The organism is Sporolactobacillus mangiferae (genome assembly GCF_023336505.1).
GTDB lineage: Bacteria > Bacillota > Bacilli > Bacillales > Sporolactobacillaceae > Sporolactobacillus > Sporolactobacillus mangiferae.
The window spans coordinates 242,066-267,270 of the sequence record NZ_JAMAST010000003.1; the positions used below are offsets into that span (position 1 = coordinate 242,066).

The 25,205-nt window shown below is 46.5% G+C and carries 18 protein-coding genes; 9 read left to right on the forward strand and 9 right to left on the reverse strand.

Annotated elements, in window-relative coordinates; genetic code table 11:
- Positions 1 to 198: 198 nt before the first annotated feature.
- Positions 199 to 1,275, reverse strand: coding sequence for a response regulator (locus M3N64_RS05375; RefSeq protein ID WP_249099197.1), 1,077 nt, complete (start codon positions 1,273 to 1,275; stop codon positions 199 to 201).
- A gap of 549 nt (positions 1,276 to 1,824) precedes the next feature.
- Here M3N64_RS05375 and M3N64_RS05380 point away from each other — a divergent pair.
- Together M3N64_RS05380 and M3N64_RS05385 are read left to right on the forward strand one after the other, a co-directional pair.
- Positions 1,825 to 4,935: a hybrid sensor histidine kinase/response regulator gene (locus M3N64_RS05380; protein WP_249099200.1), complete on the forward strand. Its 3,111-nt coding sequence runs from the start codon at positions 1,825 to 1,827 to the stop codon at positions 4,933 to 4,935.
- The gene (locus M3N64_RS05385; RefSeq protein WP_249099203.1) at positions 4,932 to 8,009 is read left to right on the forward strand and encodes an ATP-binding protein; all 3,078 of its coding nucleotides are present in this window, start codon (positions 4,932 to 4,934) and stop codon (positions 8,007 to 8,009) included. The genes M3N64_RS05380 and M3N64_RS05385 overlap by 4 nt, the downstream gene beginning before the upstream one ends.
- A gap of 193 nt (positions 8,010 to 8,202) precedes the next feature.
- Here M3N64_RS05385 and helD read toward each other — a convergent pair whose 3' ends face one another.
- Positions 8,203 to 10,536, reverse strand: a complete 2,334-nt coding sequence (gene helD, locus M3N64_RS05390; RefSeq protein ID WP_249099207.1) for an RNA polymerase recycling motor HelD — start codon at positions 10,534 to 10,536, stop codon at positions 8,203 to 8,205.
- Positions 10,537 to 11,244: 708 nt separating this feature from the next.
- Here helD and M3N64_RS05395 point away from each other — a divergent pair.
- A complete protein-coding gene (locus tag M3N64_RS05395; protein ID WP_249099211.1) occupies positions 11,245 to 11,637 on the forward strand; it encodes a hypothetical protein in 393 nt (130 codons plus the stop codon).
- Between the two features lie 77 nt (positions 11,638 to 11,714).
- The gene (locus tag M3N64_RS05400) at positions 11,715 to 12,149 is read left to right on the forward strand and encodes a hypothetical protein (RefSeq protein ID WP_249099213.1); all 435 of its coding nucleotides are present in this window, start codon (positions 11,715 to 11,717) and stop codon (positions 12,147 to 12,149) included.
- A 26-nt stretch (positions 12,150 to 12,175) separates the two neighbouring features.
- On the opposite strand, the gene ybaK is transcribed toward M3N64_RS05400, so the two are convergent.
- The 4 genes from ybaK to M3N64_RS05420 form a co-directional block, all read right to left on the reverse strand.
- Positions 12,176 to 12,658 carry a Cys-tRNA(Pro) deacylase gene (gene ybaK, locus M3N64_RS05405; RefSeq protein WP_249099217.1) on the reverse strand — a complete coding sequence of 161 codons (483 nt, stop codon included), beginning with the start codon at positions 12,656 to 12,658 and terminating at the stop codon, positions 12,176 to 12,178.
- Positions 12,659 to 13,109: 451 nt separating this feature from the next.
- Positions 13,110 to 14,156: a PTS sugar transporter subunit IIC gene (locus M3N64_RS05410; protein ID WP_249099220.1), complete on the reverse strand. Its 1,047-nt coding sequence runs from the start codon at positions 14,154 to 14,156 to the stop codon at positions 13,110 to 13,112.
- Positions 14,157 to 14,629: 473 nt separating this feature from the next.
- A complete protein-coding gene (locus M3N64_RS05415; RefSeq protein WP_249099224.1) occupies positions 14,630 to 15,259 on the reverse strand; it encodes a DNA-3-methyladenine glycosylase in 630 nt (209 codons plus the stop codon).
- 48 nt (positions 15,260 to 15,307) lie between these two features.
- On the reverse strand, positions 15,308 to 16,276 hold the full coding sequence (locus M3N64_RS05420) for a TerB family tellurite resistance protein (protein ID WP_249099226.1): 969 nt from the start codon (positions 16,274 to 16,276) through the stop codon (positions 15,308 to 15,310).
- A 225-nt stretch (positions 16,277 to 16,501) separates the two neighbouring features.
- On the opposite strand from M3N64_RS05420, the gene M3N64_RS05425 reads away from it, so the two are divergent.
- Complete coding sequence (locus tag M3N64_RS05425) at positions 16,502 to 17,887, forward strand: hypothetical protein (protein ID WP_249099229.1); 1,386 nt, start codon at positions 16,502 to 16,504, stop codon at positions 17,885 to 17,887.
- Between the two features lie 109 nt (positions 17,888 to 17,996).
- Here the strand turns inward: M3N64_RS05425 and M3N64_RS05430 are convergent, their stop codons facing one another.
- The 3 genes from M3N64_RS05430 to M3N64_RS05440 are packed head-to-tail and all read right to left on the reverse strand — an operon-like array spanning position 17,997 to position 20,656.
- Positions 17,997 to 19,010: an ABC transporter substrate-binding protein gene (locus M3N64_RS05430; RefSeq protein WP_249099234.1), complete on the reverse strand. Its 1,014-nt coding sequence runs from the start codon at positions 19,008 to 19,010 to the stop codon at positions 17,997 to 17,999.
- Positions 19,011 to 19,026: 16 nt separating this feature from the next.
- Positions 19,027 to 19,848 (reverse strand): ABC transporter permease, encoded by an 822-nt coding sequence (locus M3N64_RS05435; RefSeq protein WP_249099461.1) that lies wholly within the window; start codon positions 19,846 to 19,848, stop codon positions 19,027 to 19,029.
- A 37-nt stretch (positions 19,849 to 19,885) separates the two neighbouring features.
- The gene (locus tag M3N64_RS05440) at positions 19,886 to 20,656 is read right to left on the reverse strand and encodes an ABC transporter ATP-binding protein (RefSeq protein ID WP_249099236.1); all 771 of its coding nucleotides are present in this window, start codon (positions 20,654 to 20,656) and stop codon (positions 19,886 to 19,888) included.
- Positions 20,657 to 20,965: 309 nt separating this feature from the next.
- Here M3N64_RS05440 and M3N64_RS05445 point away from each other — a divergent pair, with 309 nt between their 5' ends.
- From M3N64_RS05445 to M3N64_RS05460, 4 genes are all read left to right on the forward strand, one after another.
- On the forward strand, positions 20,966 to 21,763 hold the full coding sequence (locus M3N64_RS05445) for an ABC transporter ATP-binding protein (protein WP_438271000.1): 798 nt from the start codon (positions 20,966 to 20,968) through the stop codon (positions 21,761 to 21,763).
- 3 nt (positions 21,764 to 21,766) lie between these two features.
- Positions 21,767 to 23,401: a hypothetical protein gene (locus M3N64_RS05450; protein WP_249099238.1), complete on the forward strand. Its 1,635-nt coding sequence runs from the start codon at positions 21,767 to 21,769 to the stop codon at positions 23,399 to 23,401.
- Between the two features lie 351 nt (positions 23,402 to 23,752).
- A complete protein-coding gene (locus M3N64_RS05455) occupies positions 23,753 to 24,367 on the forward strand; it encodes a TetR/AcrR family transcriptional regulator (RefSeq protein ID WP_249099241.1) in 615 nt (204 codons plus the stop codon).
- The gene (locus tag M3N64_RS05460) at positions 24,351 to 24,725 is read left to right on the forward strand and encodes a hypothetical protein (RefSeq protein WP_249099244.1); all 375 of its coding nucleotides are present in this window, start codon (positions 24,351 to 24,353) and stop codon (positions 24,723 to 24,725) included. Before M3N64_RS05455 ends, M3N64_RS05460 begins: the two co-directional genes overlap by 17 nt.
- The last annotated feature ends 480 nt before the right edge of the window (positions 24,726 to 25,205 follow it).

Genomic DNA, 25,205 nt, shown 5'->3' on the forward strand with positions numbered 1-25,205 from the left:
TTGCGCAGCTTATCCCACAATTTGTTAATGTTTAGTTTATCTTGGCGCTCTGTACAAGTTCTGAACAAACAGTGAACTTTGTTCCAAAATCAGCTTCAATGTGAAAAAAATCATATACAAAAAAAAGACCGCAAACCCCTTTTCGGGATTCACGGCCTCTCGTGATCACTTTACGATGTAAGGATACAGGAAATAAGTTCAGGTATCCTTCACTTCTTTATAGCGTTCGTACACACGGATCGCTCCGTCAACGTTGCCTGTCTCATTATAAAGTCTGATCATCAGCTTCAAATTGCGCGCATCATCAGGCTCAAGACGCGCCACCTGCTGGCAGACATTCAGTGCGTCCATCTTCTTGCCCTCCTGGATCAGGAATTCAGCTAGCGAATTGGCCAGCTCAAGCCAGAGCTGAAGCAGCCGAACCCGCTCCGCCTCTGCCCAGAGGTAGCCATATTCATTAAAATAATGATTTTTATAGGCATGGAACAACGTCATATGCTTCTGGTAGCTGGAAGGAGTGATCGGCGGAAGGTGATTCAGATTAACCTGCCATTGCTCAATATCAATGTCTGCTTCTGAAACGCTCAGGGAATAGCCGATATCATTTTTTATAATGCGCTGTTTCAGCGGCAGTTTTTCCATCAGTTTGCGAATCTGATAGATCGTCGTATAGAGCTGCGCGGTCCCTCTGGCATCATCCATGCCTGGCCAAAGCAGATCAATCAGACGTTCCTTGCTGACGAAACGCCCATGCTCTTTAAGCAGGTAGGCATAGAGTTCTCGAGCGCGGGATGTGCGCCATTTAACAGGTATGTATGATTTTGTACCCTTTTCAATCTTATAAAATTTAAGGCTGTCAAAGCATTCAATGCCGAAATGGGCTTCCGGCTGCGGGTGACCTGAAGCTGCGCCAGGGGCGCGGTTCTTAATCAATCGGGTAACCGCCTTCTCAAGGCGCGGTTTCAGAATCGGCTTAAGCAGATAGTCAATGGCGTTTAATTCAAATGCTTTAATCGCGAATTCATCGTAAGCAGTTGTAAAGACAATCTGGATTGGTCCATCATCAGCCTGAAGCAGCTCCGCAAGTTCAATACCGCTGATTTCCGGCATCTCTATGTCCAGAAACACAACATCCGGTTTGAGCAGCTTCGCCTGATCCAGCGCCTTCTCAGGATCGGTAAATGTATCGATCGACTGAAAAATGCCTATCTCCTGAAGAATGTGCTTCAACTGCCTGCAAGCCAGCAGTTCATCATCCACCACAAATGCATGCATGATTCTGCCTCCTTTGCATAAATATGGTTGCGAACCCGGCTTCGCCGACCCCTGGGGTAAAAATGAAGCCGCCGTCACGCATATGCCTTTTGTGATTTTTGTAAAATAGTACTGTTAATCGCTGTTTTCCTTTTTTTCGGTTCATTCCGCTGAATTCTTCAACGAGCTGAAAAACGAATGAGCCGATCAAGCGCACATTATCCTTTAACAGAGCCGATGAGAAAGCCTGGCTTTGCCGGGCCTCTGGCGAAGGCGATGCCTTAGGTGCGCTTATACGATAATCCGCTGAATTTTAAACTTTTGTACGTAAATACAGAATGGTTTTTTCTCTCATGGGGTATTTTCATTCAAGCGGTGTCCCTCACCCCTCAAGCGAGTCATGAATGTTTCTTATAGTATAAAATAAATGGAAAGCATACAAAGAAACTATGGTTCATCGCTGCTATTATACCATGGGCCAGACCTGCCCCCATTCGTTCTTCTATTCATTTCTTTCAGCAGAACTGATAGAATTACATGTATCCTATCAATTTCGGGAGTGAGCAGGCTGTGCAGCGCGTATCCGCTTTTCTTATTGTCGTCTTATGTTATATCGGCCTGTTCTGCGCTTTTGTTGCATGGGATCATTTTTCTGAGTACAGCGGTCCGACCGCAAAAGCGGGGCATATTGACCTTGCGCATTGGAACTTTGAGAAGAACGGCAGTATTGAGTTAAACGGACAGTGGTATTTCTACCCTGATCAGCTTCTCACTCCCGAAACCACGCAGCACGGAAAGAACAGACGGCTGATCACTGTCCCTGAAAAGACACGCAACGCAAACAGCATCAAACCTTACTATGTAAATGCAGGAACTTACCGGCTTGTCATCTATTCTGATCATGAGCAAATGTTCGGGCTGAGGGCAACGCATATCTATAATTCCAGCAGAATTTATGTCAACGGGATGCTTGTCGGAGGAAGCGGACGGCCATCAAAAGGGGACAGCAAAGTGGCTTCGCTTAAGCCTGCTGTAAGTTATTTCCCGCTTCAGCGCGGCTATAATGAATTATTGATTCAGGTTGCGCGCGCGGATGTAGCTACGGCCTGGGGCATCACCAAGCCGATCACTTTTGGCACGCAGCAGCAGATTTCGCGAAGCTATGACCGATCCATCTTCAGCGATATGGTCACGGTTGCTGCCTTTTTCTTTATGGGGCTGTACTTTTTCGGTTATTTCGTCCAGCGCAGACAGGATGCGCATCTGCTGTTTTTCTCCGTTATCTGCCTGCTTTTTTCCATGATTATTTCCTGGATCAGTCCGGGCCGGGTGATCTACATTTTCTTCCCGGATCTCTCCTACCGTGCCCTGGTCATATTGGAAGTCATAGAAACGCTGCTCCTTGGGGTCGTCGTGCTCCTGCACCTGTTCTCCACCTACCCTAAGCTGGTATCAAAGAAAGTGTTAACCTGGGGCATAGGTATCTCATGCGCAACGCTGATCATTGATTTCATTCCATGGAGCCCACTGACACCAATGATCTTGTTTCTTCATTCTTTTCTCGCGGTCTCTATTCTCACCTATACTTCCTATATTTTTGTGCTCGCAATTGTACGCAAAACCACAGAAAGCATTTATCTGATGGTCGCGACACTGTCCATGAGTATCTTTATCATTATTACAACGATCCGTTCATACAGCTCAAGCATGATTATTTCGCTGTATACTTTTTCATCTTTAATCTTTCTGCTGATGCTGTCGTTGCTTATATCACAGCGCTTCGCCCATGCGCTTAAACGGAACGAATCATTAGCGCGAGAACTGGTCCGCAGCGATCAGCTAAAAGATGAATTCATCGCCCGAACCTCTCATGAGTTTCGCACACCTTTAAACGGAATCATTAACGCAGCGCAGACTTTGCTCGTAAGCAGATCGGATCGCACCATTGGCGATGAGGCGGACAAGTTCCAAATAATCACACGGATCGGCTACCGGCTTTCCGCGCTTGTCAATGATGTGCTTGACCTGGAGAAGATCAGGCAGGGAAAACTGAGTCTGCATCCGATCCCCCTGGACGTGGCGGCTGCGGTAAAATCGGAGCTTCCTTTTTACAGCCTGCTGGCCAAAAAGAAAGGTCTGGTCCTTGCAAATGCCGTGCCGGAGAACCTTCCCCTGGTCAGCGCGGATGAAAACCGGTTCAGGCAAATACTGAATAACCTGATCGGCAATGCGATTAAGTACACGCCGGCAGGAAAAATTACATTACAGGCCAGAAAAATAGAGCAGGTAGTCGAGATCACAGTAACCGATACCGGAACTGGTATTCCGCGCTCAGAGTTTGAGGCCATATTTCAGGCATTCGAACGCAGGGACAAACTGAATCAAAGTGAAGGTGCCGGATTGGGGCTGAGTATTGTTAAACAGCTGGTAGAGCTGCAAAACGGGAAAGTATGGGTACAGTCCGAAGCTGGATCAGGATCTGTTTTTCATTTCACTTTGCCGCTCTTCAATGCAAAACAGGGAAGCTCCCATGAGACATTTTCACAATCAGCTGAACGAACAGGAACAGATGAGGCACTTTTAAACGGGCATCTGCCAGAAGTCACTCTGGAGACACCTTACCATTCTCCATTTAATCATGCGACAACGATTCTTGTCGTGGACGATGATCTGGAAAACCTGAAAATCCTGATTGATATGCTGACCGGCATGTCCTACAATGTGACCGCGGTCAAAAACGGAAAAGAAGCACTGGATGAGATCGCTCATTCAAAACCGGATGCGGTGATTCTCGACCTGATGATGCCGGGTATGTCCGGGTATGATGTCTGCCACAAAATACGCGAGCAGTACAGTCTGACCGAACTCCCGGTGCTGATGCTTACCGCCGCGATTATCGACGAAGAAAAACATTACGCATTTCGGGCGGGAGCGAATGATATTCTGCAGAAGCCATACAACTTCTCGGAATTCTCGGCGCGTGTCCATGGATTGATCCTGATGAAAAACGCGGCCAGTCAGGCAACAAATATGGAAGTCGCTTTTCTCCAGTCACAGATCAGGCCGCATTTTCTCTATAACGTACTTAATTCGATCATTGCACTCAGTTATGAAAATGTGGAAAAAGCACGTGAAATGACCGCGCAATTTGCTGCTTATTTGCGTGGCAGTTTCGATTTCCAGAATACATCCGCAATAAGCACTTTTAAAAAAGAATTGGCACTTGTGAGGAACTATCTCACAATTGAAAAAATGCGTTTTCACGACCAGCTGCAATTCAGTATCGATGTTGATGAACGGATTGATTTCCCGATGCCGCCGCTCATGATCCAGCCACTTGTTGACTATGCGGTTGAGCACAGTATTGGCGGACGAAAAGAAGGCAGACGGATCATTCTATCCGTTACACGCCTTCCGAACGGATATAAGATTGCTATTACAGACAACGGTATCGGTATGGATGAACAGAGACTGAATGCACTTCTGACCGATGCGTCCGGCAGCAGCTTCGGCATTAAAAATGTTAATGAGCGACTTAAGCGTTACTTTGGCACGCATCTGGATGTCCAAAGCAAGATCGGTGAGGGAACGACTGTATCTTATTGTATAATCGATGGGGTTTTTCACCATCCGCCAGGCAGCGGGCTGCAAAATGCACAAAGTGAGAGTGAAAAGCATTGAGAACAAAAATAAAAATCGTCAGCTTGATTATTCTGAGCTATTCCGTGCTGTTCATCGTCCTGCTTTTTCTTTCCGGAATCTCGGCAAACAACGCGCCAAAGGCTGATAAAGGCATGCTCGACCTCAGCCGCTGGAACTTTGACCAGAGCGGAAACGTTGAGCTTAATGGAGAATGGACCTTTTATCGCAATCAGCTTTTAACTCCGAAAGACATTCAGTCCGGACAGGGCAGACAGGCAGTTTTAACCGATGTCCCCCTTAACAACATCACTAATCCCGGGGGACGCCAGCCAGGATCCGGGACTTATCGGCTGATTATTCGATCCAATCAGGATCATCGAATATTTGCCATTAAAGTCCCGGTGATCTACACGGCAAGCAAAATTTATGTAAACGGAAAAGCGTTCGGCCGGAGCGGAGACGTGACGCGAGAAAATTTTACGCCAAAACCCGTTTCCTACGTTTGCTATTTTCCAATTCACAAAGGCGATAATGAACTAATCATCCAATTTGCCAATTATGGCATGATTAACGGATGGGGAATTGCAAAACCCGTTCTGCTTGGAACTGATCAGGGCATTACAAGTGCCAGAGCACGTGCTCTGGCTGTCAGCTGCATCATCATTATTCCCTTCTTTATCATGGGCCTGTTTTATTTCGGCCATTATTTGCAGATAAGAAGAAATCTGTCCTTTTTATTCTTCTCATTAATGGCCATCTGCACGTCCATAGCGTTATCCATGTTCGATCTGGAAGGAATGATCTATATTCCATTCCCATGGATTCCTTTGTGGCTGCACGCACGTCTTGAACTGATCTTTTTCATTTTAGGCATACTAATGGCCCTTTACAGTTTTACCTCCTATTATCGAACGCTGATCTCAAGACACATGCTTTGGCTGATCACTGTTTACGCCAGTATACTGGTGACCGTAAGCCTGATTTCCATACGTATGCCATCATGGTATTATCTCGTCTTCGTGCTTCCTTTTACACTTTTTATTTTCATCTACTCAATGTATATCATTGTGCTCGCTGCCATTCGGCGGATGGAGGGAAGCCGGTACCTGGTCATCTGCGGACTGTTTCTGAATGTGTACAGCATCACAGCCGTGATCAATGCGTCCAGCACAAATCAGATTCTGATATACAATGTGCTATCCGTGCTTGGAGTCATTCTCTCGCTTTCACTCTTAATGGCTAAGCAGTTCAACAGCACTTTTTTTAAAGCGAAATCACTGGCACAAAAGCTGCGCCAGATTGATGTGCTTAAAGACCAATTCATTGTCCGCACAGCGCATGAATTCAGAGAACCGTTAAGTGGAATCATCACAAGTGCTCAAACGCTGTTAAAAAGTGATAAGAGGCGATTGATCCAGGATGAACAGATAACAATTCAGAGGATCACGCGTATGTGCTATCGGTTGTCCAATCTGGTTGGCGATATTCTGGATCTGGAAAAAATCAATCAGGGACTGCTGAACGTTAAAACCGGACCGGTAGATGTTCGTTCCTTGATCAATCTGGAAATTGGCTTTTATACAAAAATGACCGAAGAAAAGGGATTACAGTTCATTGACCAAATGCCCCGCGTGCTTCCGCTTGTCCTGGCCGATGGGAACCGTTTGCGTCAGATTTTAAATCATCTGCTCGATAACGCCATTAAATACACACACTGCGGAACCATCACGCTCTCGGCGAAACAAAAAAAGAATCATTTAGAGATCATGGTGGCTGATACAGGAACCGGGATACCTGCAAGCGAACACGATACGCTTTTTGATCCGATCCGGCAAGCAGATACACATGCGAGCGAAGGTGCCGGGCTTGGCCTTGCGATTACAAAAAAATTGGTGGAACTGCAACAGGGAAAAATATGGTTTGAGTCAAAGAGCGGCTCGGGAACCACTTTTCACTTCACAGTTCCGCTTTATGCGTCAAATCGCATCGATACTGTCAACACGCTGTCCCTCGAGTTTCATACTTCACAGAATCAGATGACACATCAGACGCAGCAAAAACCGGACTCGAACAAGCGGCAGACCATTCTCGCTGTTGATGATGATCCGGAACAGCTGAAAATTCTGACGGATATGCTGAAAAGCCTTGATTATCACGTGATCAGCGTGAAAAGCGGAGACGAGGCACTGCATGAAGTCGTTCGCTCAATGCCGGATCTGGTGGTCCTTAATTTAATGATGTCGGGAATGTCGGGATTTAAGATCTGCGGTAAAATACGTGAAAAGTATGGTTTGACTGAGCTGCCCATACTCATGCTCACCACTTCAATCATTAACGAAGACAAGCATTATGCAATTCGCTCGGGCGCCAATGATGTGCTGCCCAGACCGTATACGTTCTCAGAATTCTCAGCACGGATCCGAAGTTTAATTCTGATGAAACAGGCGGCCAGCCAGGCAGCTCATCTGGAAGTTGCATTTCTTCAATCCCAGATCCGGCCGCATTTTCTCTATAACGTTTTAAACTCAATAATCGCCCTGAGTTATGAGGATATTGAAAAAGCACGCGAAATGACAGCACAGTTCGCTGCTTATTTACGTGGAAGTTTTGCCTTTCAAAACACATCGGCAATGAGCACTTTAAAAAAGGAATTGTCGCTTGTCCATGCTTATCTGGCTATTGAGAAAATGCGTTTTCAGGATCGTATTCATGCAACAATTAACGTAGATGACACACTTGATTTTCCGCTTCCACCGCTCACGATTCAGCCGCTCATTGAAAATGCGATCCGTCACGGGATCGGGAAGCGAAAAAACGGCGGACGGCTGTCACTGTCAATAACGCACAAATCCGGTTACTTTCTCATTACAGTGTCTGATAATGGGGCAGGTATGGACGAGAAAGAAATACGCAACGTGCTGCTCAATGGGAACGGACACAGCGTCGGGCTGAAAAATATCAACAGCAGGCTAAAACATTTTTATGGAACGGAACTTCAAATCAGCAGCAGTCCCGGCAACGGAGCGACTGTTACAGTGCATATTCCCGAAAAACAAGGAAGCAGAGCAGGCTATTATACATCTGCATCTTTACGCCCATCTAAGAAAAACTGAGCAAAGCCTGGCCCACAATCTCCGAACATGATTTATGCCTTTGGCTTTGCATCGGTGCTACGGCTGCTTGCTTTGATGCTTAGACATTGTATTGTTTTGCTAGCTGCTTACAGAGCAAAATCATATACTTTCTTATCTTGCAAAAAAAGATGCCCACGGCGAAAAACCGGGGCATCTGTCCATCGATCGCGTCTTAGCCGTCGACCGATGTCCGCAAATAACACGCATCTGGTATCAGATTCAGGAACGGGCTTACCTCTCCGGATGAAAGCAGAACCAGTTCATGCATCGCGCGCGTACATGCCGTATAAAAAAGCGTACGTTCACGTTCCCGGCAGTAATTGCCTGCAGATGCATCATAAATAATCGCCGCATCAAATTCAATTCCCTTTGCCAAATAGGTTGGAATAATGATAAATCCTTTATCAAATTGATATGTTTCCTGTGTGATCAGTTTGACATCGGTGTGATCTTTGAGCAGCCTGAATGCTTCTCTGCATTCTTTCATCGTTTTTCCAATTAAGGCGAACGTTTCAAAGCCATTTTTCTTAAATGCCGTGAGTTTATCCAAAATAATCGAAACTTTATCCTTTTCGTTTGCTGCATCAATCCATTCCGGAAGTTTGCCGCTGCGCTCAAACGGCTCAATCTGATCACCCCCGTTTACCATTGCCCGGGCAAAATTCATAATCTCTTTCGTTGACCGGTAACTGCGGAGCAGCGTCAGTTTTTTCACTTCTTCTGGATTGTAAAGATGTTCGGAGAGCATTGTATCCTGTTCCAGGCTCTGCATATAAATGGCCTGATTCATATCGCCGAGAATCGTCATGCGGCAGCGAGGAAAAGCAGCCTTAAGATAAGCCAGCTGCGTCGGCGAATAGTCCTGGGCCTCATCAATGATCAAATGCCGAATTTCCTGATTTCCCTTTCGCCCCTGCATTTTTTCCTTCATATACAGATAAGGCACCGCATCTTCCCACGGACAATCACCTTCTTCAAAACGCATTCGTGTCGCGCGGCAGATTTCCGGCCAATGCTCTGGTGTTTCTGCATCACTGAACGGCTGATAAAAAATCTCGCTGTACACCTTTTGGAAGTTCACAAATTCAAGCTGCTTCACTCGTCTTCGCTGCTTCTTCATACGCCGGTTCATGACAATCTTGCGCAGCAGCAGTTCCTCGCGATCATAATCATCGAAAGTATCTTCGCTGAAGCGTTTTTCCTGCTGCAGTTTGTCAAAAATGCTCTGATAATCCGATTTATCAAGCAGCCCCGCTTCTTCAAGCACCCAGTCTTCCTGCCGTTCACGTTTTGAAAAAACCGCCATTCGGCGCAGCAGCCAGTCGCGCACCTGCTCCAGCCGGCTCAGCAGTGACTGAGTCTCTGGCAGTGCATAAAAAAACTTACTGATTTCATCACTTGAGACAATAATCTTATCACGGAACGTAATGTCCCTGAAAATCATGCCTTCAGATTTCAAATGTTCAAGCCATTGATCAATCATATTCCGATAGCCAAGCGACGCTTTAAAACGAATGCCGGCAATTCTTGTGTTCAGCCGCTCATTATCCTCCATCGTCAGACAGGCTTCCGTCTGGTCAAACGGATTTTCAACCTGCAATTCATCGCCAATGCGTTCTTCAATGAAATCCTTAAACGTGGTTTGTACGACATTTTCCTCCCCCAGCTCTGGAAGCACTGAAGAAATGAAACTTGAAAAGAGCGGATTGGGCGAGAAAAGCAGCATATTATCTGACCGAAGTGTTTTTCGATACCGATATAAAAGAAAAGCAACCCGCTGCAAGGCGGCTGATGTCTTTCCGCTTCCCGCAGCGCCTTGTACGATCAGATAGCGATCCGTTTCATTGCGGATGATTTGATTCTGTTCCTTCTGAATGGTTGAAACAATGCTCTTCATCTGTAAGGATGCCTTCCCGCCAAGCACCGATTGCAGCAGTGCATCGCCGATGGTAAGCCCGGTGTCAAACATCCCCCTGATCTTGCCCGCGCGGATTATAAACTGCCGCTTGAGCGTCATCTCGCCGTGAACTTCTCCGTCCAGCGACATGTATCTGGCCGGACCCGGCGCGTAATCATAGTACATGCTCGCAACCGGCGCGCGCCAATCATAGATCAGAAAATCCTCATTTTTTGCGTCCATAAGTGAACCAATACCAATATAAAGCGGCTCGGCATTCTGCTCATCTTCTTCGCGGAAATCGATGCGTCCAAAATAGGGGGCATCCTGAAGCCGTGACAATGTCTTAAGCTCTTTTGACATCTGCCCGTGGCGCCGTTCACGCTCTGACAGTAACTCCGCCTGCTGCTTAATACTTGCCTGCGTTTCGTATACATCATCGTTTTCATCCAGATTAACCGTAACGTCATCCCAGAAATTTTTTCTTAAATCAACAATTCCTTGCTTCACATTGCTCTTTTTCCCGGTGATCTTCTCAATCTTTTCCCCAATAATAGCTACAACTTCGTTGACCCGTTCCTGTTCTTGCCTGCGTTCATCCTGAACCATAATGAATCACACCTCTTCGTGCATTTTATCTTTTTAAGGCGCTGGGGCAATCGTTTTTTTGCAAGTACCTATTGACAATCGATTAATAATGTGTTATGATTTAATTTGTTTTTTAACTTAAAATAAATCATCTTATTGAGTTATAACTATAACATGCACCGACAGAAAGTTCAATATCCGCAGGTATTGACTGACGTGTTTCGTCAAGCAGACGTTTCTTATTCCATTTTTCCTTATTCTATTCTGACCGTTTCGGAATCGAATACCTGTAATCCTGTTCAGGTACGTGGATATTCGCGCAGCTTCGCAAATATCTTATCGCACCGGCGCAGAAGAAGACATCATTTAATTGTAAACCGATGATTTATAGTGCCAGGATACTTTTAAAAAGCCTGGCTAAGCCTGGTCCTTTGCTGTAGATCTTGTACCGGACACTCCAGCTGCTCACTGGCATGCGATCAACGGGAACGCTCCGCAGGCGTCTCGCGCTACCGTATCTGGCTTACACTTTTATGCTTAGCTAAAATCTTATACTTTCTTAACCCTGTTAAAAATACCTGAACTGGTCAGCGCATTAGAAAGAAAACGCTTCCTTGTGGAAAATACATGAAATAAGCACCGTCAATGTTTCAGATAAACCCGCGAAGTCATATAATAAAAAGGGGTGTGTTTTTTCATACCCGCAGTCAGACAAGGAGGGATTCATCGATGAAGACCATCAGCAGCATTCAGGATCTCAGAAAAGCACAAACGGCGATCAGAAATTTCAAAGAAAGCTACCCAAATACCTTTTATCGTCTGCTTCACCTGGTTAACTTCACACGGCAGCTTCAGTTTAAGTATGAGTATCTTTGCGGTCTGATGCTTGGAAACGATGGATACGCATTGCAATATGCCCCCCACTTTGTCCAGAGATCGATTATCGATCTGTACAAAAATGAAATCGAGAAAATTCATAAACATCCGCAGGGCCTGCGCGCATTGGAGCAGTTAATGAATGCCCATCTTGAAATCGGTTATGAAAATTTTTGCCTGCTTGTCCGGGGAAAATCACCGGAAGAAATAAAGGGCATATATTCGAACAATCGAATTATTAATTAACTTTTGCTGTGACGGAAGAAGGCAAAACCTTGATCTGCTCTCCTGTGTTTCTTAGTCATATAAGTTTTCCAATATTTATGCTTTATTTTCTTCCGCCAATGCTCATCGAGGTCGCACTCATTCATCTGGTCATCAATGCGGTTGTTCTTTTTTTAGTGACGAAGTTCTTCAGTATCAGCGTGCCACTGCAACGCGCCTGGCGTATACTCATTGGGCTTTGGCTGATTGGCCTGACTGCAAATATGATCGGCGCACTTGTTCTGACATCAATCGGCGCGCTCGGTGTAAAGCTGCATATACAGCTGATTGATTACTATATGATCTATTCATCGCCATGGAATGCCCTGATCTTTGTCGCGACCGTCGCTTTTTCCGGGTTGATCCTGTATCTCATGGACTATCTTTATCTTCGCCCCTATCTGACCAAAAAACAGGCCCTCAGAATGGCGTTTTCGTTTGCAGTGCTCACCGCTCCATACCCATTCCTGATCTCTGCACATCTTTTTTATTAACAGTTACTGTTCATTTTCCTCTGTTTTTATCGGACAACATCCGAAAAAGTAGCGTGGGCAGCTTCAATCAGGTCGGGAACCGCCAATATAATCTGCATGCCCTTCTTTCCTCCGCTGATCACAATATGATCAATTTTTTTTGCCGAAGCATCAACGACCGTTCGGAACTGCTTTTTCATTCCAATGGGAGAACAGCCGCCGCGTACATATCCGGTATGCTTCTGAATGTCTTTTACATGAATCATTTCAATCTTTTTTTCAGAAACTGCCGCTGCTGCCTTTTTCAGATTCAGTTCTTCAGGCACTGGTATAACGAACACATACAGCTCACCACTGTGCCCCTGTGTCACCAGCGTCTTGAAAACATTTCTTGGATCTTCGCCAACTTTTTCCGCTACGGACATCCCGTCAATGCGTCCGTCTGAAATGTCGTAGTTCTGAGCGCGATAGGGAATGTGCTCGGCATCCAGGATGCGCATTGCATTGGTCTTTGTTTTTGATTTTGCCATTAACATAAACTTCCTTTCGTCACTCACGGTCCTTTTTCATTCTAGCATAGCCATCATTCTACTGCATGGCATGTGAAAACCTGGTAAAGCACCGGATTCATTGATCGCAACACTGTTGTCGTTTGAATGCGATTTACCGATCATCGAGCGCTTTCACCGTTTTCTGCCAGAGTCTTTGATCTATTTATTTTGTTGGCATCGGCGCTTCAGTTGCTCGCTTGCCGCGGGCGATCCGGAAGCCTCCGCGGGCAGACTAATTCCTGCGGGGTCTTCCCTGGCTCGCTGATCAACAGGAACGCTCCGCAGGCGCCAGCGCACCTTTGCTTTGATTCTCGGTAAGACACTGGTTTATTGGTTTTCATATGGTTTCTTATAGTACAAAAGAAAAGACCGAAGCAGCTTTTCGGTCTGCTTCGATCTGATTTATCAACTTGCTTTTTTTATTTACTACTTACTGTACTTCCATGTGCAGATCGCCGGCTTTGACCCAGCCAAAGATTTTGATGACACGATAGAGCACATAGGTGATCACACCTGGAATGAGGACACCCGCGACTACAAATGCGAGCAACCCTCTGATTCCCTGGATGGCCAGTATGTTCAAAGGAGCGATGAATGAACTTAGGCCAAGCCCGCCGAGTTCGTAAGGAACCTGAAAATGAAGGAGCATGGTTGCGATCGGTGCACTGACAATGGCCGCCACGAATGGAGGAATGACCAGTTTCGGATTTTTCACGAGATTAGGAAATTGCACCTTTGGTGTGACAAGTGCCTGCGCGAAGAATCCGCCAAAATCATTTTCTCTGAATGACATCACCGTAAACCCAACGAACTGTACCGTACAGCCAATCAGCGCTGCCGCACTCGACACCGGATCAAGCTGAAGTGCGATGGCGAGAGCTGCTGAAGACGCAGGTGACATCAGGAAAATACTCCAGACAAGTGCGATCACCATAGAAGCAATCAGGGGTGATCCCTGAACCGAATGCGTAATCATGGCACTGATCTGATTCAGAGCCGGAGTCACGACAAGCGCAAGCCCATAACCGCAAATGCCGCCGACAAAAACCGAGCAAAACGGGATTGCCATCATATCAAACTTCGTCTTGCCGCTGATCTTCTTGCCGACATACGTTGCGATCACTGCCGCAATAACACCGCTGACCGGCTGGCCCGGAGCAATCGTAAATACCTGCGGTGCCGCTGACTGAATGACAATCGCGTTGGCTCCGACTGCCGCGCAGGCCATGGCACTAAACATAGTCAATGTATTGGCCCTTAGCTGATACGCAATTCCGGCGCCAATAGCCGGGGCGAGCAGCACTTTTGCAGCACCGCCGATCACCATGAACGGATGATAGCCTGTGAATTTGCCCAGTGTTTCAAAGAGCAGCCCGATACCTAATGTGACGAGAATCGCATTGGCAATCCCTGCCGAGCACTTATACATTCGATCCATGAAATAATCCTTCATTTTCTGTTTCCTCTCTGCATTCATCCTTTGTTTCGCTCCTTAATAATTTTTTCTCTTATAACTAAATAATCAAAATATTCCGCCACAAAAACTTTCACGAAAGAAGAACCGGAACAGCCGACAGGATCCGCAAATCACCGAAAAAGCTAAATAAAAAACCCATCCGATTTTCTCGGACAGGCGCTTTGCGAATGCTTGAGCGCCTGTTTTGACGATGATAAGCAGGACTCAAACAATCCATTTTGATTAAAATGGTATTTGTTTCAGCCCTTTCATGTGCGCAATCGCAAAATAATTCGAATCAAGCTTTTCACTCGTATGCCGCTCACGACCTGTGCCATCGATACTCACTTCCTTTTCGTTGACTGACTCTTTTGTGGTTGACATTGATACTATCAGAAATCAATTAAGTTGTAAATACTTTTATTGCATTTTTCTTTATAATTTTCTGTTAAATATGATCTGGTCATAAAAGCTAAGCATAAAATGGCTTTGCATCAACCTTTTTGAACAGTTTTTCGCATTGCTGAGACATATGGGTTTCCCTTAATCCAAAATCGCCACGGGTAAAATCGTGCATCACCTGTATTTTCAATCCCCACCCTTGGTCCGCGCATCACTTGATCCGGCACAAATCCTTCAGCAATATACAGAGGCCGCTCAGTAAACGTTCTTCCATAATCCTCACGGGTAATGCCCAACGCTTCAGAGAGCTTCCCCGGTCCATTAGTCCACTCACGTCGCTTTCTGCCCATGCGCCGCAGCTCCATCAGAGCACTGCCTTCAAAGGGTTCGACAGCTCTGATTAAGATCGCATGAGGAACGTTTTCCGGTCCGCTTACCACATTGAGCAGAACATGACGGTGCATCGTATAAGTGTACACATGTCCCGCCGATGCATACATGATTTCCGTCCGTTTTGTCCGCCTGTTTCCAAAGCTGTGGGCCGCGCGGTCTTCGGCGCCCATATAAGCTTCTGTTTCGACGATATATCCAGAAGCCGTTCCTTCCGGAGTCTCTTTGACGAGCAGGCAGCCGAGCAGGGCTTTTGCAAGCTGCTGAGTCGGCTGTTCAAAGAAAGTAAGCGGAAGCGGCTCACGGAACTTCCCCCATTCAGTTCCACTCAAACCAGTCACCTCATTTAAACGAGTACACACATATTTGCGGCCTTTATGTTATGCTCGGGCAGCCATGATTCGCTCGTACGCGCGTTTGATCTCCGCGATCTTATTATTGGCTTCTTTGATGCTTGCTTCCGACGCGCCACGGCTCATCAGGCGATCGGGATGATTTTCCTTGATCAGTGCCCGGTACTTTTTCTTGATCACTTGATCGGAATCATCCTGCCTGCAGCCAAGCAGCCGGTAACACGCGTCAATGCCCATACTTTGCTCAGTATTCCCCTGTGACGAGCGCCCGAAAAATTGGGACTTCAGGGATTCATATTCATCGGCAAGTCCAAAAATAGCAGCGATTGTTCGAATCGTTGCTTCTTCTTCCGGGCGCAGCATGCCATCCGCAGCAGCAATGGCAACCAGTGCCGTCAGCGTATCGGCCAGAATATCGCGCCGCCCACGGACCGATGCATACAGATTCTGAGCAATCGATTCGACAGACTCATCGGAGTAACGGGACTGATTGAACAGTGTCATAATCTGCTGCAGCTGCTGTCGTGTCGGCTGAAACGCCTGCCGGACAATTTGATCGACCTGACGTACTTCATTTTCCGAAACAACGCCATCTTTTTTTGCTATTTTTGCAAAAAGCTTAACAATCCATTCTATCTGAGGCATCAGGCGCTCATCACGCTGCCTGTATACGCGGCCGTCCGTGCTGTATGTAAACGTCTGTCCGCAATTCGGACAGGTCCAATTTCCGGGAATATCGTCAAAAGCGACCTGATGCCCGCAGTACGGGCATTCTCGCGATACCTTGCTTCGCCATTGCGTATTGGTGCGGCTGCCCGACTCGCCTCTTCTGCCGGAAAAGACGTGATGGCTGCCGCCGGGCAAAATGAGCAAAAGGATTACTGCGAGCCATTGTATGATAAATCCGGCAATAAACCAGAGCACCACATTCCTTTTCTTAGCCAATGCGATGAAGGCCGCAATAAAGCCGAATAGTATGCCCCACATCAACGTCATGAACTTCTTCCTGCCCTTCCAAGTGTTCCTGTCCATTTTACTTTAATCATAGCAGAAATCTGCGATATCCATGCATGAAACCGTTGATTTTTCACAACTTGCTCCGCAGAATACTTTTTAACACTGGTATTTTTTCGTGCAGTTGTGCAAGTTATAGGCGTACCGCTTTTTCGGTGGGTTGATTCAATTTCATCTGTAAATGGAAAATGGAGGAGGAGCCCGCGATTGATCCGCATTTTTTATCTGGCCGCAATAAGCTTCTACATGCTCGCAACCCTGTTCCCGTATCTTCCTTTTTTAAAAACAATGGTCTCATTTTTATGTATGCTTACCGTTTTCATCAGTTTGCGCAGCGTCAGAGGACTGGCACTGATTTTTGGCGGGTTTTTTCTTATTTCCGGTATTTCGATGCTCATTGCCAGCCATGCAACATTTTCGGCATATGTCATGTCCTTCGGTGAAATGATTCAATTAGTGGCTTTATTCGCCATCATCCCGGTCCTCGCTCTGCCTATTCAATATGGCCGTTATTCTGATGCGGTCAGCACGATCATTCACAAGAGAATCAATGGGATAGGACAGCTTTACGTGCTCACTTCAGCAGTTTCTTATTTCTTTAGTTCATTCATGAATCTGGGCGCTCTCCCGCTGACCTATCATTCCATTGCACCGTCTCTGCCCGGCTATCCAATTAAGCACCCAAAAAAGTACCTCAATCAAGCCATCACACATGGTTATGCGATGCCGCTCCTTTGGAGCCCGATCACACCAATTGTCGGAACAGTGCTTTATTTAACCGGGACAGCCTATGCACGTGTGCTCCCTTTATTACTGCTGCTGAGTGTCATTGGGCTTTTATTAGACTGGGGGCTTAACTCCATGCGTATGCATTCAGCAATATCGTCCGAAATAAAGGGGCATCAGCAGGCAGCAGCCACTCGATCATATATACTTGATCCACCTGATCATAATGGTAAATTACTGCAGATTTTCATTGCTGTCCTTTTGCTCAACGGGCTCATCGTGTTTCTGGACCACGTGTTCCCAGTCAGTTTTCTGTTTCTTGTCAGCGTTGTTGTCATTCCCTTTGCCTATTTCTGGTGTGTACTGATCGGACAGGCACGACCATTTTTCGCCGGTGTCCGCCGCCATTTTTATGCATACATTCCTAAAATGAAAAATCAATTCTTTATTTTTCTTACCGCGGGATTTTTTATAACCGCAATGCACACTTCCCACACCGATCGACTGGTGACACATTGGATGGACGACCTGATTCAATGGACAGGATTTCGCGCTTTCATGATTCTGTTGCCGCTAATCCCTTTTGCACTGGCTTTTGCCGGCCTTCATCCGGCTGTTGGATTAGCCCTTATTTCTGAAGCGCTGAAATCGCAACTTCTTCATCAGGCACCCACAGTTGTTACGATCGCAATGCTCGGCGGTGCCATTCCTGCATTTCTGATGGGGCCATACAACGCAACGCTTGGTATGATGGCTTCGTTGCTTGATGAAAAACCATTCACCCTGTCAAACTGGAATTTTTCGTTCACCTGTTTTTACCTTTTGCTCCTGACTCTGTTTGTCCAGGTGCTGTATGCCGTTCTGTAGCCGCACTCGAATCAATGGATTTTATCTATTTATTTTATTGCAAAAAAAGAGCGACATCCGAGTGCCGTTTCAGTATATTTCCCCATAGCATCCATATTAAAATGCATGCTTATTTGTTTTTGCCTGCTTTCTTTACAAATTCCATGTCAACGAGTTTGCTGTATTTGTATCCTTTAGTATAAATGCCAGTTTTTTTGACGACTTCCATTGGTTTGGCAACGGCCGCTCTAGTGATATAGCCGTCCTTACTCCAAAGATTGTCATTATAGGCGCGATCCATGGCCGCCTGCAAACTTGCTTCTGGTGTTGTCGGGAATTCCTTCTTGAGCACTTTAAACGCTTCGGCTTTATTTTCATTAACAAGCTTCAGACCTTTAAGCATGGCATTGACGAACTTTTGAACCGTCTTCGGATCTTTCTTAATCGTAGATTCCTTGACGCTGACTACAGAATACGCATAATCGCCGAGACTTGGGAAACCGTAGAACGGTTCACCCCAGGCTCCCTTCTTAATCCCTTCGTTGATTTGCGGTTCGGCGCCGTTCGCCATATCTGCTTTCCCCTGCGATACAAGCGAGACGACTGCGGCCGCGTCTGCCGGTTCTTCCAGTTTTACATCTTTCTTGGGATCAAGGCCAACCTTCATCAGCAAATAGCGGGTCAGCAGATTCGGGCTTCCGCCGTAACGGCCGGCAGCAATGGTTTTTCCTCTCATAAATTCAGCAAGATCTTTGTCGCTGTGCCCTTTCAAATTCAGCTTTTTATTCGCCATCAGGTAGACATTGGCACGATTAACGACGTTTACAACAGAAGTAATCGGATCCTTACTTTTATAATTTGCGATCTGATTCGAATCCGGGCCTCCGATCACACCCCAGGCATCCCCGCTCACAACAGAGGTCACGTGGGCGCCCCCAGTTGCCGTAATCGTTTTTACATCAAGTCCTTCCTTTTTAAAATAGCCTTTGTCAATAGCCACGTACAACGGAAGATAAGCAATCAGGTGCACCGGCTCAGCGATGACCAGTTTCTTTGTTTCCTGCTTTGCTTGATGCGGCGCGCAGCCAGTCATGACAAGCATGGCCACGAGCAGCAGGCTTAGCAGCCACTTCAGTTTTCTCATCATTAAATCCTCCTGATTATGATTTTGACGCTCTCCCTTTCATTAAGACATGCTCCAGCCAAACCGTCCCAAGATACATCACGATTGACAGAATGGAAAGTACGACAACGCCAACCCAGACAAGATCAATATTCATCACCTGACCGGCATAAAGAATCATTCGGCCGATTCCTTGTCTGGAACTAATGAATTCACCGACAATGGTACCGGCGAGTGCCAGCGAAATATTGATTTTCAAAATGCTGGCAATCCATGGAAACGTAGTTGGGACAACAATTTTCATGAACACATGACGACGTTTTGCGCCTAATGAAAGGAGCATTTTCTCCAGATCCGGATCAACGTTCTGCACACCGCTGTATGCTGCAATGGCTGCCACGATAATCGTCATGAGAAAGGCGAGCACAACTTTCGAATCAAAGCCGATCCCGAACATAATCACGAGTACGGGAGCAAGCGCCAGTTTCGGAACAGCATTAAAGGCGATCATATACGGCTCGAAAATTCTGGAGTAGAGCGCCGACCACCAGAACGATAGGCCGAGAAGATACCCCGCGGCCGTTCCGGTGACGAAACCAAGTATCGTTGCACCTGAGGTATAGGCCATATCCTGAAGCAGGCTTCCTTGCATCATTGCCGTCCAGCCTGTACGGACAATCGTGCTCGGACTGCTCCAGTAGTAGCTGTCCATCCAGCCGATTCTTGTCAGGAGTTCCCACAAAATAATAAGAATCGCCCCAACCAGAATCTGTCCAATCAGGGCACGCCGCCTAAGCCGGGTCTGTCGCACGCCAGGATCTTCAATAAACGGTTCGTTATTTTTTTCTTCATGAGACATTGTGTTCATCACCTCCGCTCCCTCTCAATTTCCCTGTTCACTCTGTTGATCCATGTTCCTCACGCAGCATCAGCAGCAGTTCGCGCTTTAATTCAAGAAAGCGATCATTCATCAGTGTTTTCTCATTGCGCGGCCGCGGCAGATCAACTTCGATGTGCGCCTTAATTTTTCCCGGACGATGGGTAAAAACATAAATTTCATCCGAAAGATATATAGCTTCATCAATATCGTGGGTAACAAAAAGAATCGTTTTCTTAAAATCGTTCCAGATTTCAAGCAGCCAGTTCTGCATCTGCATCCGTGTCTGGGCGTCAAGTGCACCGAAAGGCTCGTCAAGCAGCAGCACATCCCGATCATAGAGCAGCGTACGGATAAGCCCGGCACGCTGCCGCATTCCTCCGGACAATGCATCGGGATGGTCGTTTTCAAAGCCGCCAAGGCCATAATTTTTGAGCATCGGAAGGGCCCGTGCACGTGCTTTTTTTTTCGGGATGCCACGAATTTCAAGTCCGATAATGACATTGTCGAGAATCGAGCGCCAGGGAAGCAGCAAATCTTTTTGCAGCATATAGCCGACATATCCGCTTTTCCTGGTGATCTCCTCTCCGTCAAGCAGCACCTGCCCGGTTGACGGCCGGAGCAGACCGGCAATAATATTGAACAGTGTCGATTTCCCGCAGCCGCTCGGTCCGATAATACTGACGAAGCGTCCGCGCGCAACATGCAGATCCGCATTCTCAAGCGCACACAGTGCCTCGTTGTTTTTCTTATAATATTTGCTGCAATGAATGATATCGAGCGCACTCATAAATCGCCACATCCTTTGCATTGTTTACGGGATTGGAGCAGCGTTGAAAATGGATCATTTGTCAAATGATCGCCTCCATTTACAAAATGAGACCCGCAAATCTGGTGGTGGGGCTGGACACCGAACAGAAGCCTGATCCGGCGTTCTCCGTTCCCTTTTTGGGTTCTGCTATTGATATATGCACTGGGCATTCGCCGTGACACATGTTTTCCTGTATATCACTCATCATTTTTGATCACACGCAGGGACTTTAGACACGGACAATCTTGTGCTGTCGTGGTACGGTAGATACAGAATGAGCTTCAGGAGATGATCATAATCGAAACGAAATCATCAACCGTTTTAGCAATGGAACATCTGACCATGAGTTACAGTGGGCACCCCGTCTTGAAGGGCGTAGATCTCGAAGTCCGAAGCGGGCAGATTATCGGCTACATTGGTCCAAACGGAGCAGGAAAAAGTACGACTGTTCGCATTCTGCTCGGTCTTCAGGAAGGCTATGGCGGAACCGCTCGTCTGTTCGGTGAAGATATCCGCAATGCCGGCATCGAATACAAAAAACGAATTGGCTATGTACCGGAGACTGCGGATGTATACGATATGCTCACTCCGCGCGAATACCTGATCTTCACCGGCGGCTGCTACGGCCTGGAAGAAAAAAAAGCAGAGCAAAAAGGAAAACTGCTTATGCAGCAATTTGGTATGGACAATGTTTTTGACACTCGTCTTTCTTCGTTCTCAAAGGGGATGCGGCAAAAAGTGCTGATCATCTCCAGTCTGCTCCACAACCCTGATCTTCTCTTTTTCGATGAACCGCTCAGCGGACTGGACGCAAACAGCGTACTGGTTTTCAAGGAAATACTGGCCAATCTGGCTGCGTCCGGAAAGACCATCTTTTATTCATCGCACATCATGGATGTCGTTGAGAAAATCAGTCACCGGATCGTACTGCTCAATGACGGCCAGATTGCCGCTGATGGCACGTTTGAAGAATTAAAAGTGCAGAACACGGAAGGAAGCCTGGAAGCATTATTCAATCAGCTAACCGGATTCCATCAGCATGCACAGATTGCCAAAGATTTTGTATCGATTGTTGAGGAGGCGTGACCCATGCGGGAAATTTTTTTTCTGAAAGTGATCGACTGGCTGCGTCCGATTTTTGAACGACTGGGTGTTGACTATCCGGCAATGAGACACGTGCTGGCCGTTAAGCTGATCATGGATACACGCCGTCTGCCCGTCGTGCTTGGAAGCAGGACCCGAACGAAGAGAAAGGAAAGCAATCTGTTTCTTAAGTCACTGTGGGTCTATGCTTTAATCGGACTGTTTCTGATTCCAATGAATTTATTGCCTGGTAATTATCTGTTCAGAACAAGCCTTGTCTTCGGCATCATTCTTTTCATGGTCATGACCTCAATGATCGCCGATTTCTCATCCGTTCTCCTCGATACTCGTGATCTGTCAATTCTCTGGACCAAACCAATCCGTTCACGAACTTTGCATGCGGCAAAAACTGTTCATATCTGCATTTACCTTATTCTGCTGACCGGCGCACTTGGTTTGCCATCTGCATTGATCGGCCTGATAAAATTCGGACCAGTATTCTTTTTACTGTTCCTTCTGAATCTCCTGTTCATCGACCTGACTGCTGTCTCCTGTACAACGTTTATCTATCTGATCGTACTGAAATGCTTTGACGGCGAACGCCTGAAGGACATGATCAACTCCGTACAGATTTTCCTGTCGATTGCGATTGCGGTCGGCTATCAGCTCGTGCTACGCGCATTTGATGGAACAGCCACTCAGTTGACATTCTCTCCAGCGTGGTGGCAGCTCTTTGTTCCTCCGCTTTGGTCTGGCGCAATGATCGAATGGCTGATCGGCAGCTCGGAACGTACCGGTTACATGGCCCTCCTCGGTTTGCTTGGACTTGTCATCCCTATCATCCTGCTTATTGTCAACCAGGCATTCAGTACATCGTTTGAGCAGGCCATTATTAAATTATCGATGCAGCGTGGGAAGGGAAACATGCAGTTCAGCCGATTAAGCCAATGGACGAGCCGGCTGCTCTGCCGGAACCGGGAAGAACGGCTGTTCTTCCGATTTGCCTCATCGATCATAAAACAGGACCGCACCTTTAAACTGAAAGTCTACCCGTCGATCGGTATTGCCTTTATCTTTCCATTCATTTTCCTGATGAACAGTTTGAGCGATTCATCATGGAACCAGCTTAGTAAGGGTTCCGGATATTTTTATGCCTATTTCTGTCTGATCATGATTCCTACGGTACTGCTGATGCTCAAGTATTCGAGTGCGTATAAGGGCGCATGGACTTACAGAGCTGCACCGATTCAGAGCCACACTGCTCTTTTTTCCGGTGCATTGAAAGCCGTCTTTACCCAGCTCTTCCTGCCTGTTTACCTGATCCTTTCCATCGCACTTCTTTTCCTGTTTAAATGGACGATTCTGCCGGATCTGCTTGCCGTTCTGCTTACCGCATCCATTTATACGGTCATTTGCAGTCACTACTGTCTGGATGGCGACCTGCCTTTCTCTGTGTCCTTTGACGCCGCTCCCGCAAGCGGAAATTTCATCGTCATCTTTCTGTTTCTGATTGCCGGCCTTTTCGCAGCTGCACATGCGCTCATTCGCTGGACATTCCCCGGATTTGGGGTTCCGGTCTATTGCGCCATCCTTTTCATCGCTGGCCCCATTGTCTGGAAAAAAGGTGTGGCAAGAACATAAACAAGCACGCAGCCCTTCGCTGAGGTGTTTCTTTCGGACTGAGTATGGTTCGTTTATTTGACCTGCGCTGTCTGTCAGCCGAATACATAATGCCCCAACAAAAAAATTCAACCGAACTTCTGATGAATTTGATCCGGCTCATGATTGTTTTGTTGGTTGCCTGCAGGGAAAAATCATATACTTCTATACGTAAATGCTGGTTTTTATCCCATGGTATTTTCATTCAAACGGTTCATGGATGTTTCTTTACTCTTGAAAAAATCAGGCAAAAAAACAGAAAATTTAATTTCAGGTTGAAAACTAACTAACGTTAGTATATACTCGAAGCAATAAAGCATTGAAGGTGTAATATTGAGTACAAAGCAGGAAATTTTCAATTGTGCGTTGGCACTTTTTTCAGAAAAAGGCTACAATGGTGTCTCCATACGGGACATCGCGCGTGCGGTAGGCATCAAAGGAAGTTCAATTTATAATCACTATGCCGGGAAAGAGGCGATCATGGATGATATCTGTCAGACCTTTGTAAAAACATTTTCTTTTTCACGCCCTCCTATAGACAGGATTACTGCCAGCATGGAAAAAATGCCTGTCGAAGATGTATTCAAGTCCTTAATCCTGGCTTATGGCAAACGCATTGATGCACAGTGGACACAGATGGCAACGCTCATTTTTTCCGAACATTTCTACAACAGGACAGCCCAAAGTATCTTTAAAAAAGAAATGATTGAAAACAATGTCGATTACTATATAGCCATACTGACCGAAATGGAGCGTCGGGGAAAGATCAAAACCATTGATAAACCGCTCATTGCTGCGCTGTTCAACAACGAACAGATCATGCTGTCCATGCAATATGCCCATTGCAGAACGAGCGAAGAGAAAAAGAAGATTGCCGGACTAATGATGAAAAGCGCAGATTATATTTTCAAAGGATTGGAGACAAAAGAAGATGCAGGTAACCCATAAAAAAACGATCGCTTGCTATGCATTGATTGTCCTACACTTATTACTCGGTATCGGCGCGTTCATTGGCGGAGGTCTGTTAATTCTATCCCCTGACGGAGCACTCCTCAGTATGCCGCTCTCGCTTCTAAAAGACAGCTTTTTTGATAACTATTTAATTCCGGGATTGATTTTATTTCTTTTTCTCGGCCTCTATCCGCTGCTTGTGGCCTTGTTTTTAATTACCAAAAAACCTTTCACACTTGCTGAACCATTCAATTTGTATAAAAAAACGCACTGGGCATGGATCCATTCACTGTATGTCGGGTTCGCGCTCATTATCTGGCTGACTGTCGAAATGTATCTGCTGCATGGCATCTAGCCTATACACGTGTTCTATATGTTTCTCGGACTGGCCATCCAGGCCGTTACCCTGCTGCCTTCAGTAAAAAATTATTACACTTTTTCGTGAATTGGAGACAGATGCTGTACAACACTTTCATTACGGATGGAACCATTCAGAAAAGTGCGAATTTCCCTTTTTCCAGACCATTGCAGGTTTGCTGACATGCAAGGTGAATACTCGTTTTCGCATCCGGATGCAATACGCGTTAGAAAAACTAAGCTAGGCCTGGTCCTTACTTCCGCACGATGCGGTGACTTCCGCGTTGTGCACAGGATGTACTTTCACAGGATGTGGTGGCTTCCGCGTTGTGCACAGGACATGCAGCCTTTAGTGGAAGTGCCTTTTACAACCAGCGAAAGTTCCTTTTTACTCTGTAATCGAACTGGGTTCGTGTCTTGACGGACACTCCAGCTGCTCGTTTACCGCGGGCGCACTGGGATCTCGCTGGCACGCGGG

Excerpts from the sequence above, each read along its gene's own strand:
- M3N64_RS05460 (WP_249099244.1), top strand. The coding sequence starts at position 24,351 with ATGCAGGTAACCCATAAAAAAACGATCGCTTGCTATGCATTGATTGTC.
- M3N64_RS05375 (WP_249099197.1), bottom strand. The coding sequence starts at position 1,275 with ATGCATGCATTTGTGGTGGATGATGAACTGCTGGCTTGCAGGCAGTTG.
- M3N64_RS05435 (WP_249099461.1), bottom strand. The coding sequence starts at position 19,848 with ATGTCTCATGAAGAAAAAAATAACGAACCGTTTATTGAAGATCCTGGC.
- M3N64_RS05440 (WP_249099236.1), bottom strand. The coding sequence starts at position 20,656 with ATGAGTGCGCTCGATATCATTCATTGCAGCAAATATTATAAGAAAAAC.
- M3N64_RS05450 (WP_249099238.1), top strand. The coding sequence starts at position 21,767 with ATGCGGGAAATTTTTTTTCTGAAAGTGATCGACTGGCTGCGTCCGATT.
- M3N64_RS05395 (WP_249099211.1), top strand. The coding sequence starts at position 11,245 with ATGAAGACCATCAGCAGCATTCAGGATCTCAGAAAAGCACAAACGGCG.
- ybaK (WP_249099217.1), bottom strand. The coding sequence starts at position 12,658 with ATGGCAAAATCAAAAACAAAGACCAATGCAATGCGCATCCTGGATGCC.
- M3N64_RS05400 (WP_249099213.1), top strand. The coding sequence starts at position 11,715 with ATGCTTTATTTTCTTCCGCCAATGCTCATCGAGGTCGCACTCATTCAT.
- M3N64_RS05420 (WP_249099226.1), bottom strand. The coding sequence starts at position 16,276 with ATGACGTTGATGTGGGGCATACTATTCGGCTTTATTGCGGCCTTCATC.
- M3N64_RS05445 (WP_438271000.1), top strand. The coding sequence starts at position 20,966 with ATGATCATAATCGAAACGAAATCATCAACCGTTTTAGCAATGGAACAT.
- M3N64_RS05430 (WP_249099234.1), bottom strand. The coding sequence starts at position 19,010 with ATGAGAAAACTGAAGTGGCTGCTAAGCCTGCTGCTCGTGGCCATGCTT.
- helD (WP_249099207.1), bottom strand. The coding sequence starts at position 10,536 with ATGGTTCAGGATGAACGCAGGCAAGAACAGGAACGGGTCAACGAAGTT.
- M3N64_RS05410 (WP_249099220.1), bottom strand. The coding sequence starts at position 14,156 with ATGAATGCAGAGAGGAAACAGAAAATGAAGGATTATTTCATGGATCGA.